The organism is Streptomyces sp. NPDC029466 (assembly GCF_055574515.1).
Genome location: NZ_JBVHZH010000037.1, coordinates 51,471 through 64,671, shown reverse-complemented (window position 1 = coordinate 64,671; position 13,201 = coordinate 51,471). Strand labels below are relative to the sequence as shown.

Annotated in this window: 11 protein-coding genes and 1 pseudogene; 4 read left to right on the top strand and 8 right to left on the bottom strand. The window is 69.6% G+C overall.

Annotated features, from left to right (window positions below):
- Positions 1-87: 87 nt before the first annotated feature.
- Positions 88-798 (top strand): class I SAM-dependent DNA methyltransferase, encoded by a 711-nt coding sequence (locus tag ACZ4XD_RS26005; protein ID WP_468045888.1) that lies wholly within the window; start codon positions 88-90, stop codon positions 796-798.
- A 302-nt stretch (positions 799-1,100) separates the two neighbouring features.
- Positions 1,101-2,480: a YibE/F family protein gene (locus ACZ4XD_RS26000; protein WP_468045886.1), complete on the top strand. Its 1,380-nt coding sequence runs from the start codon at positions 1,101-1,103 to the stop codon at positions 2,478-2,480.
- Between the two features lie 245 nt (positions 2,481-2,725).
- Here the strand turns inward: ACZ4XD_RS26000 and ACZ4XD_RS25995 are convergent, their stop codons facing one another.
- From ACZ4XD_RS25995 to ACZ4XD_RS25985, 3 genes are all read right to left on the bottom strand, one after another.
- Positions 2,726-3,400 carry a recombination directionality factor gene (locus tag ACZ4XD_RS25995; protein ID WP_468045884.1) on the bottom strand — a complete coding sequence of 225 codons (675 nt, stop codon included), beginning with the start codon at positions 3,398-3,400 and terminating at the stop codon, positions 2,726-2,728.
- A 93-nt stretch (positions 3,401-3,493) separates the two neighbouring features.
- On the bottom strand, positions 3,494-5,023 hold the full coding sequence (locus ACZ4XD_RS25990) for a recombinase family protein (protein WP_468045882.1): 1,530 nt from the start codon (positions 5,021-5,023) through the stop codon (positions 3,494-3,496).
- An 84-nt stretch (positions 5,024-5,107) separates the two neighbouring features.
- A complete protein-coding gene (locus ACZ4XD_RS25985; RefSeq protein ID WP_468045880.1) occupies positions 5,108-5,530 on the bottom strand; it encodes a YjbQ family protein in 423 nt (140 codons plus the stop codon).
- A gap of 300 nt (positions 5,531-5,830) precedes the next feature.
- On the opposite strand from ACZ4XD_RS25985, the pseudogene ACZ4XD_RS25980 reads away from it, so the two are divergent.
- Both ACZ4XD_RS25980 and ACZ4XD_RS25975 read left to right on the top strand, forming a co-directional pair.
- Positions 5,831-6,505, top strand: a pseudogene (locus ACZ4XD_RS25980) (LLM class flavin-dependent oxidoreductase).
- A gap of 112 nt (positions 6,506-6,617) precedes the next feature.
- On the top strand, positions 6,618-7,775 hold the full coding sequence (locus ACZ4XD_RS25975) for an NAD(P)-binding domain-containing protein (RefSeq protein ID WP_468045878.1): 1,158 nt from the start codon (positions 6,618-6,620) through the stop codon (positions 7,773-7,775).
- Here the strand turns inward: ACZ4XD_RS25975 and ACZ4XD_RS25970 are convergent.
- The 5 genes from ACZ4XD_RS25970 to ACZ4XD_RS25950 form a co-directional block, all read right to left on the bottom strand.
- Complete coding sequence (locus ACZ4XD_RS25970) at positions 7,727-8,329, bottom strand: GTP-binding protein (RefSeq protein ID WP_468045876.1); 603 nt, start codon at positions 8,327-8,329, stop codon at positions 7,727-7,729. The two genes, ACZ4XD_RS25975 and ACZ4XD_RS25970, sit on opposite strands and share 49 nt — an antisense overlap.
- Positions 8,310-8,684, bottom strand: a complete 375-nt coding sequence (locus ACZ4XD_RS25965; protein ID WP_468045874.1) for a DUF742 domain-containing protein — start codon at positions 8,682-8,684, stop codon at positions 8,310-8,312. Before ACZ4XD_RS25965 ends, ACZ4XD_RS25970 begins: the two co-directional genes overlap by 20 nt.
- Before the next feature lie 10 nt (positions 8,685-8,694).
- Positions 8,695-9,102 carry a roadblock/LC7 domain-containing protein gene (locus ACZ4XD_RS25960; RefSeq protein ID WP_468045872.1) on the bottom strand — a complete coding sequence of 136 codons (408 nt, stop codon included), beginning with the start codon at positions 9,100-9,102 and terminating at the stop codon, positions 8,695-8,697.
- Positions 9,099-11,522 (bottom strand): sensor histidine kinase, encoded by a 2,424-nt coding sequence (locus ACZ4XD_RS25955; protein ID WP_468045956.1) that lies wholly within the window; start codon positions 11,520-11,522, stop codon positions 9,099-9,101. Before ACZ4XD_RS25955 ends, ACZ4XD_RS25960 begins: the two co-directional genes overlap by 4 nt.
- A gap of 165 nt (positions 11,523-11,687) precedes the next feature.
- The gene (locus ACZ4XD_RS25950; RefSeq protein ID WP_468045870.1) at positions 11,688-12,452 is read right to left on the bottom strand and encodes an MHYT domain-containing protein; all 765 of its coding nucleotides are present in this window, start codon (positions 12,450-12,452) and stop codon (positions 11,688-11,690) included.
- Positions 12,453-13,201: the final 749 nt, after the last annotated feature.

Genomic DNA, 13,201 nt, shown 5'->3' with positions numbered 1-13,201 from the left:
GGCGCCCGTAGGCGCTACAGTGCGTGCCCCCGCCTCGCTGTATGCGGGCGGGGTGCCGCGCTGCCCGACCCACACCGAGGAAGCCCGTTGCCCGCACAGCACCGCTACGACCACGAGCGCGACAACTGGGACGCCTTCGCCCGCAGCACACGGGACAAGGTGTTCGATGGCGCGGAGCCCGTCTTCTGCTGGACCCAGTACACGGGCCATGGGCCGGGCCCGGAGCTGCTCGGCGACCCATCGGCCGCCCTGGAGATCGGCTACGGCACCGGCAGGCACTTGGCCCACCTTGCGAAGCGCGGGGTCAAAATGACGGGGATCGACCTGTCTCCCGTCGCCGTCGAGCAGACGAGGGAGAAGTGGGGCCCGCTGGGAGTGCAGCTCCAGTGCGCCGAGGTGCTCGACTATCTGAGCTCGACGACGGAGACCTACGACGCCATCTATTCGATTTTCGGCGCAGCCTGGTTCACCGACCCGACCCGCCTCTTCCCGCTGGTGTACCAGCGGTTGAACCCCGGCGGTCGTTTCGTCTTCTCGCAGCCTCCGGCCATCCCCGGCGCATACGGCCCACAGGGCATGTACAAGGGCGGATTCGCGGGCAAGGAGACGTTCCTGTACCGCTACGCCTACACCCCGGAGGGCTGGGAGAGCTTCCTGACCGAGGCGGGCTTCGAGGAAGCCAGCGGGCAGGTGTTCGAAGCCCCCGAAGAGGGCTATATCGGCACGTTGATCGTGCAGGCGAAGCGCGGGCGAGTGACGGCTCAGGGGCATGTCCGGAATGACAGGCGATCTCGGTGAGACGGACATCGCATATCGAGGAACGGTCGCCGGTGACCAGCAAGCCTTCGACACCAGGACGGGAGAACGCCTGAAGCGCGTACCCCTCGCGCTCCACATAGTGAGTGCGGATGAGATCGCGAAGCTCGGCCTTACCTCCGTCGGAGACCTTGAACCGGTGCAGAGTGGACTTCCGCGTGCCGGATCAGTGGCGCCCACGGGGCCAGTGGCCGGCGGCGTGAACGGCGGGTGGGCCAGGAGCCCGTCGCCCGTCTGGAGCAGGCGGGCGACGCGCACACTGACGGGTCCGTCCCTGGAGCCACATGCGCTCCTGCGATGATCGGGCGGTGAGCAGCCACGAGCACCACACACATCCGCACGCGCACGGCCATGGGCCCGCTGCGCCCGTCTCCCGGCATCTGCGCAAGGTCATCGCGGCGGTACTGATCCCCTTCGCCGCCGCGGTGGTGATCGGCCTGGTCGTGCTGTGGCCGGGCGGCGCGCCCTCGCACAAGCCGTCCGGGGTCGGCTTCGACCAGCCCACGGAACGCGCCACCGTAGTCAAGGTGGAGCAGGTGAACTGCGCCGACGTCCATGCCCAACAGCCGCCTCAGCCGACGTCGCCGCAGGGTCAGCCACCGACCGGGGGAGCGGCGAAGGGCAACGACTGCCAGCAGGCGACGATCAAGGTCACGACCGGGAAGGACGCCGGGCGGACCTTCCAGACCGTGGTGACACCCGACGCCACGCGGCACTACACCACCGGGCAGGACGTGGTGGTCGCGTACTCCCCCAAGGCCCCGAGGGATCTCCAGTACTCGGTCAGCGATGTGGACCGGACCCTCCCCATGTGGGTGCTGGCCGCGATCTTCGCGTTCGCGGTCGTGGTCGTCGGCCGGTTGCGCGGGGTGCTGGCGCTGGTGGCGCTGGCGGCGAGCTTCATGGTGCTGACGCTGTTCATCCTTCCGGCGATCCTGCAGGGGTCCAATCCTCTGGTCGTGGCGGTGGTCGGCGGCAGCGCGATCATGCTGATTGCGCTGTACCTGTGCCACGGTCTGAACGCCCGGACATCGGTGGCGGTGCTCGGCACGCTCGCGTCACTGCTGCTGATCGGCCTGCTCGGATCGGTGTTCATCGGCTGGGCACTGCTGACCGGCAACACGGACGACACAACGGCGCTGGTGCACGGTCTGTACCCGGACATCGAGATCCGCGGCCTGCTGCTGGCGAGCATCATCATCGGCTCCCTGGGCGTGCTCGACGATGTGACGGTGACCCAGACCTCTGTGGTGTGGGAGCTGAAGGAGGCGGATCCGTCGACGAGCTGGCGCCGGCTGTACGGCGCGGCGATGCGGATCGGACGGGACCACATCGCATCCGTCGTGAACACGCTTGTACTGGCCTACGCGGGCGCGGCGTTGCCTTTGCTGTTGCTGTTCTCGATCGCACAGAGCAGTGTCGGCACGGTCGCCACGAGCGAGGTGGTCGCGACGGAGATCGTGCGCACGCTGGTGGGCAGCATCGGGCTGGTGGCCTCGGTGCCGCTGACGACACTGCTCGCGGCGCTGGTCGTCTCGGCGGACCGCAGAGGGCAGGGCGCGCCGGGGGCCGACTCCCGGATCGGTAGGCCGTCTGGCGGCGAGGACGTCACGGGAGGAGGGTCCGGGCGGCGCGGATCTCGCGGCAGGCGTCGTAAGCGCTGAGTAACCAAAGGGGTCGCGGTCAGCCGGCCGTCGCTTCCATGAGGATCCTGTCCACCACGGCCGCCAGGGTGAGGACGATCCTGGCCCCATCCGCGCTCAGATGGAGCTTGGTCGTGAACCCGCCGCGCGAGCGGCCCAGGCCCTCACCTCCAGCACCACCTCCACCAGGTCGGCGACGAGACTCTGCCACGGCGTCTCGACCTGGTGTTCTCCCGGAGCATCCCCCTTTGAATGGCTTTCCGGAATCATGCCGCAAGTTGCAGATGACTTGGGGCGACGAAGTCAGGTTCAGCTACTGTGAGGATCGGATACACATAACTGACAGCCATTCCTGACCTCGTCGTGACAACCTTCCGCTGCAGACGAATCTCCATCCGCGCCCCACTGGCTCCACGCTCCATAGTGAGGACTGCGGCGCTCAACGAGTCGAAAAATGCCCACGATGATGAAGTCAGTACGAACATCCCTACTTCGGGTGCCGCGGCGAGCCTGAATGCGAGACGGGAATCCGGTTTGGGTCCCTGACCGGATCGAGCGGCGGCCTTTCGGTCGAAGAGCGACTCGGGACAGCCGCAAGGGTCACCTGCGTTGTCCATCGGCTCAAGGACGTTGGATCCATCGCAGACATGAATCGGTCCCCGCCCATCTCCCAGCTCCAGCACCATACGGTTGATCACCGACCCGGGACCGTCGATGTTCACCCCGATCGCATCCCTGTCCAGCATCAGTTCAAAGGCTTCCTGTTGTCGATCACGGCTTCGAGGCCGGCCACCGTAGAGCCCAGAAACTGTGGCTGCCACTTCCTCGTTCGTTGTCGTCACCAGCCATGACGACAGGGCAACCGACCCTCCTCCACGTCGTTCCTCTTCGGCCCAAAGGCTGCCGACAGCAGCCCCCGCTGGGATTCCCTCAGCCACCACGTTCCACGTCCTCCTCTGCACAGCAAAGAGCCAGGGATCCGATGGTCGACGAAATCCGCAGCTTGGAGCAGCCGGGAAATTCTTGTAGTGCCCCTACGCGATTCCGGACGGATTCCGCTCCGGCCCGTGCATGACGCCGACCGCGTAACGGACGGGAGCTCCAGCCGGGAAGAGAGTGACCCGCACCCCGAAGTCCAGGAGGATCTCTTTGCGTGCTTGAACATCGGGTGCCTTGTGCCAGCGGTCCGCGACCGTCTCTCCCGTCGGCCGTTGGACCATCCCTGGCGGACGCTGCGGCTCGGACTCCAACACAGCCCGTTCACGTCCCAGGGCGGCGTACCGTTCCCGAAACCACTGGGCGTCATCAGCCGCGTCGTACAGGCCGGCCTCGCGGTCGGCCCGGAGCCGCTCCCTCGTTGCCTGCACTTCGGCGATGCGTTCCGGCACTCCGTTACCGGGGTCGTAGACGGTCTCGAAGATAGTGCCGTCACCGAATTTCTGCAGAAACCACTCCTCGACGTACTCGTCGAGGAGATGGGCGCGGATGAGCGGTGCGGGGCGGCAGTCCTTCGCACTCGGCCATCCCTTGTTCCGGGCGGTGCACGCATAGCGCGGTGGCACAGCAGGGCAATTCTGGGTCTGCGTGTACAGCCTGTGGTGGCACTGCCCGCACAGCGCCACCTCCGTGAGGAGGTAGTCGCGGTTGGTGCGGCGCCCCTTCCACGGAATGGCCCGGGCGGCGAGAGCCTTCTTCAATGCCTCGTGGGTCGCCCGGTCCCACAGGCCCTCGCAGAGCCGTACCGGGTTCCCCTCCTGGTCGATGACAGGCTTGCCGTTGTGCATCAGATATCCCAGGGCCGCCTCGGAGAGAAGTATGTTCCGCAGGCTCGTGGGGTGCCATGGCCGGCCACGCGACGGCTTCCCGTACATGACGGCCAAGTGGTCGACAGGCGCCGGCTCCCCCGCGCGGTTCAGGCGAGCTGCTTCACTGCTGGAGGTGTTGCGCTCAGGGTCGGCAAGGATGCGGCGAGCGACGAGCCTGATCACGGTGGCAGCGTGCGAGTGCAGTTCGACGTGGTCGATCTTGCCGCCCATCACCACTCGGACGTAGCGGAAGCCGTACGAGGGTTTCCCCTTGGGGCGTCCGGCAGCGCGTGTCTTGACGGTGGCGCTTCGATTCCGGCGCTGAATGGCGCGCAACTCCATCTGGGCGCCCCACGCCTCCATGGTGAAGCGGTTCTCGTCAGTGGTGTCGTTGAGGTCCCAGGGGCCCTCGTGGCCATACGTGACGAGCAGCTTTCCTTCGTCGCGCATCTTGTAGCCGGTGTTCAGACAGTCAACGACGTTGCGGCCGAGCCGGTCCACCGCTGCGGCGACGAGGCCGTCGTACGGCCCCCGCTCGTCGCGAAGCCACGGGCCGAGCTTGGGCCGGGTGACCGGGTCCGTGGCTCCCGATACCTCCCAGTCGTCAGCCCAGCCGATGATGTGCCCGCCGACAGATGCTGCGGCTGTCAGCACGTCCTCCCGTTGGCGCTCAGGGGAGGACGTGGCCAGCTTCATGCGGGACAGTCGCCGCACGCCGAGCAGGCACTTTCCGCATCCGTCGTAGGGTCGTTCGATCATGTTCAGGTCCGTACCGCGCAAGGTCTCTCCGTTTCGGGCACGCAGGGTACGGAGAATTCACGGCCACCCCCAGGACGATCTTGCTCAGCCCAGGAAGCTCAGTCGAACCTGACGGTTGACATTAGAGATGTTGGTGTCGACCAGGCAGACGGACTGCCAGGTGCCCAGTGCCATGTGGCCCGCTACCACGGGGAGGGTGGCGTGGGGTGGGACGAGGGCGGGGAGAACGTGGTCGCGGCCGTGGCCGGGGGTGCCGTGGCGGTGGCGCCAGCGGTTGTCGGCGGGCAAGAGGTCGTGCAGGGCGGCCAGGAGGTCTTCGTCGCTGCCGGCGCCGGTTTCCAGGACGGCGATGCCGGCGGTGGCGTGGGGCACGAAGATGTTCAGCAGGCCGTCGCGGCCGTCGGCTGCCTCGCGGAGGAACGCGGCGCAGTCGGCGGTGAGGTCGGCGACGGTTTCCGTGGAGCCGGTGGTGACGTCCAGGGTGCGGGTGGTGAATGCGGTGCTCATGCGATCATTTTCGTATGGACGGTGGGAGCTCGTCCGTACCCCCGTGGGGTGTCGTCGGCAATGCGGGCTCAATGCGCCGGCAACAAAGGTCCAGCAGCCGAGATGGTGTTTGACCCCTTTCGGAGCGCGCCGCTACGTTCAGCGACATGTCTACATCAGCGCCGCTCACCACGCGCGGTCACATCGACCTGCTGCGAGTGGCCTCGGGCTCGTGCCGCCGCGGGTGCGGCCGTTGCTGCCGCTGAGGTAACGGACTCAGCTTCCAGGTGACCGCGCCGGCCGCGCTGGACGACCACTGAGATGTCCGTACACCTGCACTGGTTTCTGCCGACCGGCGGCGACGGCCGGACCCTCGTCGACCGGCATGCCTACACCGACGGCGGGATTCGGCGTGATCGCATCGCCCGGTGAGCGGGGTGCGGGCCACGGACATCGAGTATCTGGCCCAAATCGCCAAGGCGGCCGAGCAGTTGGGGTTCGAGGCGGTGCTCACGCCGACCGGTACGTGGTGCGAGGACGCCTGGCTGACGACGGTGGCGCTGACCCAGGTCACCGAGCGGCTGAAGTTCCTGGTCGCGTTCCGGCCGGGGGTGATCTCGCCGGTGCCGGCGGCGCAGATGGCCGCGACCTATCAGCGGATCTCGCGTGGGCGGCTGCTGAGCTGGAGATCTCGCCCAATCTGTGGGCGGGGGTCGGTCTGGTGCGGGGCGGTGCGGGGACCGCGCTGGTCGGAAGCCATGCGGAGGTGGCCGACCGGATCGAGGAGTACCACTCCCTGGGCATCGAGCACTTCGTGCTCTCCGGTTATCCGCATCTGGAGGAGGCGTACTGGTTCGGGGAGGGCGTACGGCCGGAGCTGGGGGCCGGGGGCTGCTGGCGGCGGGTCCCGCTCCGCTGGCCGGCGAACCTGCGGCCAATGGCCGGCCGGCGTCGGCGCCGGGTGGGGCACCGCTGCTGATCGCCGGCGGTCGCTGACCGTCGGTCGGGGCGGGATGGCCGGGCCACTGGGGCGCGGTGCTGCCTCAGCGGACCAAAGAACCGCCGGCCCGGCGGGAAGACCTGACCTCCTCCCCCGGTTAGTAGAAACATGAACAACTCCGGGGTGCGTGCGGTCGAGGTCGTGGTGGTCGGTGCCGGGCAGGCCGGTTTGGCCGCCGCCTTTCATCTGCGGCGGATCGGCTATCGGCCCGACCGGGACTTCGTGGTGCTCGATCACTCGCCACGGCCGGGCGGTGCCTGGCAGTTCCGGTGGCCCACGCTGACGTACGACAAGGTGCACGGGATGCATGCGCTGCCGGGCATGGAGCTGACCGGCGCGGATCCGCGGCGGCCGTCGTCCGAGGTGATCGGCGGGTACTTCGACAGCTACGAGCGGACCTTCGGGCTACGGGTGCACCGGCCGGTGAGCGTGCTGTCGGTGCGCGAGGGCGGTGCGGATCCTTCCCGGACGGAGTCCACCGGAGCCCTGGAGCGAGGGCGGCTGCTGGTCGAGACATCGGAGGGGAACTATGCGGCGCGGGCGCTGATCAATGCGACCGGGACCTGGGACCGGCCGTTCTGGCCGCGGTTCCCCGGGCAGGAGATCTTCGGCGGGCGTCAGCTGCACAGTGCGCAGTACCGGGGCCCGGAGGATTTCCGTGCGGCACGTGTGGTGGTGGTCGGCGGCGGGACCTCGGCCGTGCAGCAGCTGCTGGAGATCGCACCGGTCGCGGCCGCCACGACCTGGGTGACCCGCCGGCCTCCGGTGTTCCGCGCGGGGCCGTTCGGCGAGGAGCAGGGCCGGGCCGCGGTCGCCCTGGTGGCGGACCGGGTCCGGCAGGGGCTGCCGCCCCGGAGCGTGGTGAGCGTGACCGGCCTGCCGATGACCGAGGCGATCCGGCGGGGCCGGGAGAGCGGCGTGCTGGAGCGGCTGCCGCTCTTCGAGCGCCTCACACCCACCGGGGCCGTCTGGGGCGACGGGCGGACGGTCGAGGCCGACGTGGTCCTCTATGCGACGGGCTTCCGCCCCGCCCTCGACCATCTCGCCCCGCTGCGGCTGCGCGAGCCGGGCGGCGGCATCCGGATGGACGGCACCCGCGCGCTCCGTGACGCGCGGGTCCATCTCGTCGGGTACGGGCCGTCGGCGAGCACCATCGGCGCCAACCGCGCGGGCCGGGCCGCGGCCGTCGGCATCCACGGACTGCTGACGGAGGATTCTCAACCCGCCGGTGGAGAGACGGAGTTGGCGGGCAGCCTGGCCTCGTAGGCCGAGGCCGCGTGCTCGACCAGACCGATCAGTACCTCCTTGCAGGACGCGCGCTCCCGGGCGTCGCACAGGAGCACCGGGGTCGCCGGATCGAGGTCCAGGGCGCGTGCCACCTCCTCGGCCCGGTGGGCGCGGACGCCGTCGAAGCAGTTGACGGCGACGACGAACGGGATGCTGCGGTGCTCGAAGTAGTCGATGGCCGCGAAGCTGTCGGCGAGCCGCCGGGTGTCGGCGAGCACCACCGCGCCGAGCGCGCCCTGCGCCAGCTCGTCCCACAGGAACCAGAACCGGTTCTGCCCCGGTGTGCCGAACAGATACAGCGCCAGGTCGTCGTGGAGGGTGATCCGTCCGAAGTCCATGGCCACGGTCGTCGTGGTCTTCTGCTGGACCCCGTCGAGCCGGTCGACCGGGCGGCCGGCCTCGGTCAGCCGTTCCTCCGTGTTGAGCGGGCGGATCTCGCTGACGGAGCCGACGAGGGTCGTCTTGCCCACGCCGAACCCTCCGGCCACCAGGATCTTGAGGGCCATGAAGGAGTCAGAGCGCGCGGAGTCCATCGATCACTTCCCTGAGTATGTGCGCGTCGGGCAACTGGGCAGGCGGCACGGGACGGTTGACGCGGATCAGTCCCTCGGCCAGGAGATCGCTCAGCAGCACCCGGACCACCCCCAGGGGCAGCCCGGAGTCGGAGGCGACCTCGGCGACCGGGCGGGGGCGTTCGTCGCACAGCCGGTAAATCGCGTGCTGCTCGGGCGACAGCGTGGGGGCCTCGTCCGGCCGGGGCTCGGCCTGCACGACGGCCATCAGCTCGAAGGCCGCACTGCTCGGCCGGGCCCGCCCGGCGGTCATCGCATAGAGCCGGACCATCGGCCCCGCTTCGTCGTCGTACCAGCGCGGGGTGGAGTCGGTCATGGGTGGCCGGTCACTCCGATCCCGCGCGTACGGGGGTACCGAGGTGGGCGCCGACCCGCTTGACGAGCCGGGCCATCTCGTAGGCGACCAGGCCGATATCGGCCTCGGCGTCGCCGAACACCGACAGACACGAACCGTCGCCGGCCGCCACCACGAAGAGGAAGCCGCCCTCCAGCTCGACCATGGTCTGGATGACCTGGCCGGCCGCGAAGTGCCGGCCCGCTCCCTTGGCGAGGCTGTGGAAGCCGGAGGCGATCGCCGCGAAGCGCTCGCTGTCGTCACGGGTGAGTCCGCTGGAGGTACCGACGGCCAGCCCGTCGCCGGAGAGCACCACGGCGGAGTGGACCGCCGGCACACGGGTGACCAAGTCGTCGAGAAGCCAGTTGAGTTCGCCGGAAAGCTGCTGGTCGCCGGTCATGGTGTTTCTTCTCCTCGTGACGGATTGTCGTTCGCCCCGTTCGGTTGCCGCGGGTCCTGCGGGTACGGCGGCTCGGGTGGCTCGCGCCGCGGCGCCGGCTGCGGGTTCGGCGGCGGAGGGGTGCCGCCGCGGCCTCGCGCCCAGCCGGCGCGCAGCGACGCCATGGTGGCGCGGGCCTGTTCCGGGGAACGCCGCGGTGCGGGTGTGCCCTCGGTGCGCGGCACCCACTCGGGCCGCTGGTCGGGACTCGTCCGCAGCTCCGGCGCGAGGTGGGCCTGGCGCACCCGGCGCGGCAGTGCGGTGTCCGCCTCCGCCGCCGCTTCGGACAGCGGGGCGGAGGCGGCGGGTGCGGGATGCTCGGCCGCGGGCCGCTCCGCCGCGGTGTTGGCCTCGGCGGGCGGGAGCGCGGGCCGGCGGGGCGCCGCGGCCACCGGCATCCGGTGTGCGGCCGTCCAACGCCGGTGGAAGAGCGAGGCACCCGCCTCGGACGGCTCGGTGCTCCGCGCGTCCGACGGCTCCTCGTCCGCTTCCGCGGCGAGCAGGGCATCGGGCACCAGCACCACGGCGGTGATGCCGCCGTACACCGAAGGCTGGAGGGCCACCTTGACGTGCCGGCGGTGGGCGAGCCGGTTGACGACGAAGAGGCCGAGCTGTTCGGTGTCGAGCAGGTCGATCTCTTCGGCGTCCTGGATGCGGCGGTTGGCCTCGTCGAGCGCCTCCTTGCCCATTCCCAGGCCGCGGTCGTGGATCTCCACGGCGATACCGGAGCCGACCCGTTCGGCGCGTACCTGCACCTTGGTCTGCGGGGGCGAGAACATCACCGCGTTCTCGACGAGTTCGGCCAGCAGATGGGTGAGGTCGGCCACCGCGCCACCGGCCAGCCGGGCGTCCACGACGGAGTGCACCTCGACCCGCGGGAAGTCCTCCACCTCGGCGACCGCCGCGCGTACCACGTCGAGCAGGGGGACGGGATGGCGCCAGCCCCGGCCTGGCGCGGCGCCGGAGAGGATGATCAGGCTCTCGGCGTGCCGCCGCATCCGGGTGGTGAGGTGGTCGAGCCGGAAGAGGTCCTCCAGCTCCACCGGGTCCTCGGTGCGGCGTTCCATGGTGTCCAGCAAGGCCAGCTGGCGGTGCAGCAGCAGCTGGCTGCGCCGCGCGAGGCTCACATAGACACCGGAGATACCGCTGAGCGCCTCGGCCCGGCCCGCCGCCGCCTGGAGCGCGGCACGGTGCACCGCGACCAGGGCCTCGCCGACCTGCCCCACCTCGTCGCGGCCGGGGCCGCGGTCGCCGAGCGGCGCGACGGCATCGATGTCCACCTTCTTGCCCGCGTGCAGCAGACGCATGGAGGCAGGGAGATCCCGGCGGGCGACCCGCAGCGCGGAGTTGCGCAGCTGCTCCAGCTCGACGACCAGCCGACGGCCGATCTTGACCGAGATGAGGAGCGAGAGAAGGACACCGGCCAGACCCAGGACGACGGCGATGCCGGGTCCGCCGAGGGTGTCGGCGGACAGCGGGTCGGCGTCCCCGGCGACCTCGGTGCTCGCGGCCCGCTGGGCGGCGCGCAGGTCGTGCAGGACGGTGTCGCTGACATCGGTCCAGTGCACGGCGGGGACGGCGGTGGCGGCAGAGGTACCCGCGCCGGCGTCCCGTACGGCGTTCTCGGCGGCGCGCAGTTCGCGGTACGCCGCGCCGTCCAGGATCCGGTGGTAGGCCGCGGCGTCCCGGGGCCGCAGATCGTCGACCGCGGCGTTGAACAGCGCGCGCTGGGTGTGCACCGCGCCGGTGAACGCATCGAACTGCCCCGGCGACATCCGGCCGGCCAGCTGGGCGGCGCCGATGACCGCGTCCTCACGGGCGAGCGCCTCGCGGGCCCGGGAGAGTTCCAGGACGACCCGCGCCTCCGAGGAGACCGCTGTCTTCTCCAGGCCGGTCAGCGCGCCGACGGTGGCGAACCCGTCCTCGATGACGCCGGTGTAGTCAGCGACCAGGCGGTCCCGGTCGGGCTTGTCGCCGTCGACACGGCCGCGCAGCGCGGTCAGCCCGTCGGCGTCGTGCAGCAGCCGGTCGATACGGCCGGGCAGCTGGGTGTCGGTGGTCTCCGCGTCCGCACTGCCGGCGACGATGCCGTCCCGGAGGGCGACCGCGGCGGAGTCGGTGGCCCGCTGCCGTTCCCGCAGCGTCTGCTGACGTCCGGGATCGGGGGAAGCGAGGGCGCGGGCCGCGGCGCTGCGCTCTTCCTGCACGGCGGAGACGAAGTCTCCGACCGGGGCGACGAGGGTGGCGTTGACGTCCTTGAGCCGCTGGAGGTCGGAGACATTCCGCGCGGTGGTGACGGTGGCGAACGCCCAGAGGGCGATCAGGGACACCACGGGAACCATGAGCAGCGCGACGATCTTCGCGCGCACCGAGCGGGGCATCAGGCGCACGCGGTAATCCGTGGCGAATTTCCAGGACTTGGCGGCCGTGGGCAGCGCATGCCGGGGGCGTCCGTTCCCGGGCGGGGCCTCCCCTGCGGGCCCGGATCGGTCCGGGGTCTGTCGTATGTGCATGAATTCCTCAACAGGTCTGACGAGATGCGGAGTTCAGTGCTCGGGCAGCGAATCGACGGAGGCGGCCGCGGCACGCTCGCGGGCGGTCGGGGACAATGCGACAAAGGCCGCCGTGAGGAAGAGAAACGAACCGAGGGCAACGGCCAGCGGAAAGACGAATTCCATTGCGGTGACCCCGGTCAACGGCGCCCGGCTGGGCGTCAATTCGATATGTACGGCAGCCATTCCGGTGTAGTGCATGCTGCTGACCGCGAGCCCCATGACGAGGGAGGCGAGGACCGCGCCCATGGTGCCCCGCACGGTGAGCGCGGCCCACAGGGCGGCGGTGGCGGCGCCGGCGGCGATGACGACCGAGAGCGCGACCAGCCCCGCGTCGAAGCCGACGTGCCCGTGCAGCCGCATCGCCGCCATGCCCAGGTAGTGCATGGCGGCCACGCCGACGCCGGTGCCCAGGCCGCCGAGCAGCAGCGAGCGCAGCCCGGGGGCGCCGTAGCCGACGGTGAAGACACCGGCGCCGACGACCACCATGGCGATCAGCAGGCTGAGCACGGTCAGGGGGACGTCGTAGTGGACCGGGCTGCCGGTGATCCCGAATCCGAGCATGGCGATGAAGTGCATGGTCCAGATGCCGGAGCCGATGGCGACGGAGGCGGTCAGCAGCCAATTGCGGCGTGAACGGCCGTCGGCCGCTCGCGCCCTTACGGTGCAGCGCAGCCCGAGGGCGGATCCCACGCATGCCATGGCATAGGCGAGGACCGGAGATATCCAGCCCGCGCTGAAGTGGTGCAGGTGGCCCACGGAGTTTCCTTTCGCGTATTCGGTTCGCGGCGACGGACGCTAACACGTGATCGTCTTGTGAAACTCGGACACCGGCACCGGGGGATTCTCGCGGGAATACGGAGTCCCTGACGCACCGTTTCGCTACCGGCGAGTTCAGTGAGCTCACTTCCGGGTATATGTCCATCATTGCCCGGGCACCCGGGGCTTCTGATTGCACGTCAATTCCGGGTGAATGCCGTCCGGCTCATTTCAGCAATGAGATCGGCAATGAGAAAGGTCACGCATTGCGCGACCACTATGCCCGTATGAGCCCGACCATGCCCTCTTAAAACGGCGGCAGGGGCGTCATATGGGGCATTGCGAAGACTCCACAGGATGCGAACACGCGAACGCGGGGCGCGTGTTCGCCGGTAAGCATGATCGAAGAGGAGAGGCCTTCAATTGACTCGCAGCGACGAGCCATGATGACGGGGCGCGAGCGACATGCCGCAGACAGTTACCGCGCCTCCGGTCGATATCCCCTGCTGGTCCGGAGAGTTGAGTCCCCGACTTCAAGGAGAAGAATCCCCATGGACATCCTCACTCACCTGCTGGCCCATGTCCTGAACCTCGTGGGTTGGCTCCTCTGACAGCCCGCACCCCCAAGGCGGGGGGCGGTCCTTTTCTGGGGGGGGGGGGGTGTTTTTTTTGTTGGTTCTTTCCTCCCATTTCCCCGCGGGGGTGTTGTTCGCGTTGGGGGGAAGAGGGGAGGCGCCAGAGACAGACCA

Excerpts from the sequence above, each read along its gene's own strand:
- ACZ4XD_RS26000 (WP_468045886.1), top strand. The coding sequence starts at position 1,101 with ATGCGCTCCTGCGATGATCGGGCGGTGAGCAGCCACGAGCACCACACA.
- ACZ4XD_RS25990 (WP_468045882.1), bottom strand. The coding sequence starts at position 5,023 with ATGATCGAACGACCCTACGACGGATGCGGAAAGTGCCTGCTCGGCGTG.
- ACZ4XD_RS25985 (WP_468045880.1), bottom strand. The coding sequence starts at position 5,530 with ATGAGCACCGCATTCACCACCCGCACCCTGGACGTCACCACCGGCTCC.
- ACZ4XD_RS25975 (WP_468045878.1), top strand. The coding sequence starts at position 6,618 with ATGAACAACTCCGGGGTGCGTGCGGTCGAGGTCGTGGTGGTCGGTGCC.
- ACZ4XD_RS25970 (WP_468045876.1), bottom strand. The coding sequence starts at position 8,329 with ATGGACTCCGCGCGCTCTGACTCCTTCATGGCCCTCAAGATCCTGGTG.
- ACZ4XD_RS25965 (WP_468045874.1), bottom strand. The coding sequence starts at position 8,684 with ATGACCGACTCCACCCCGCGCTGGTACGACGACGAAGCGGGGCCGATG.
- ACZ4XD_RS25960 (WP_468045872.1), bottom strand. The coding sequence starts at position 9,102 with ATGACCGGCGACCAGCAGCTTTCCGGCGAACTCAACTGGCTTCTCGAC.
- ACZ4XD_RS25955 (WP_468045956.1), bottom strand. The coding sequence starts at position 11,522 with ATGCCCCGCTCGGTGCGCGCGAAGATCGTCGCGCTGCTCATGGTTCCC.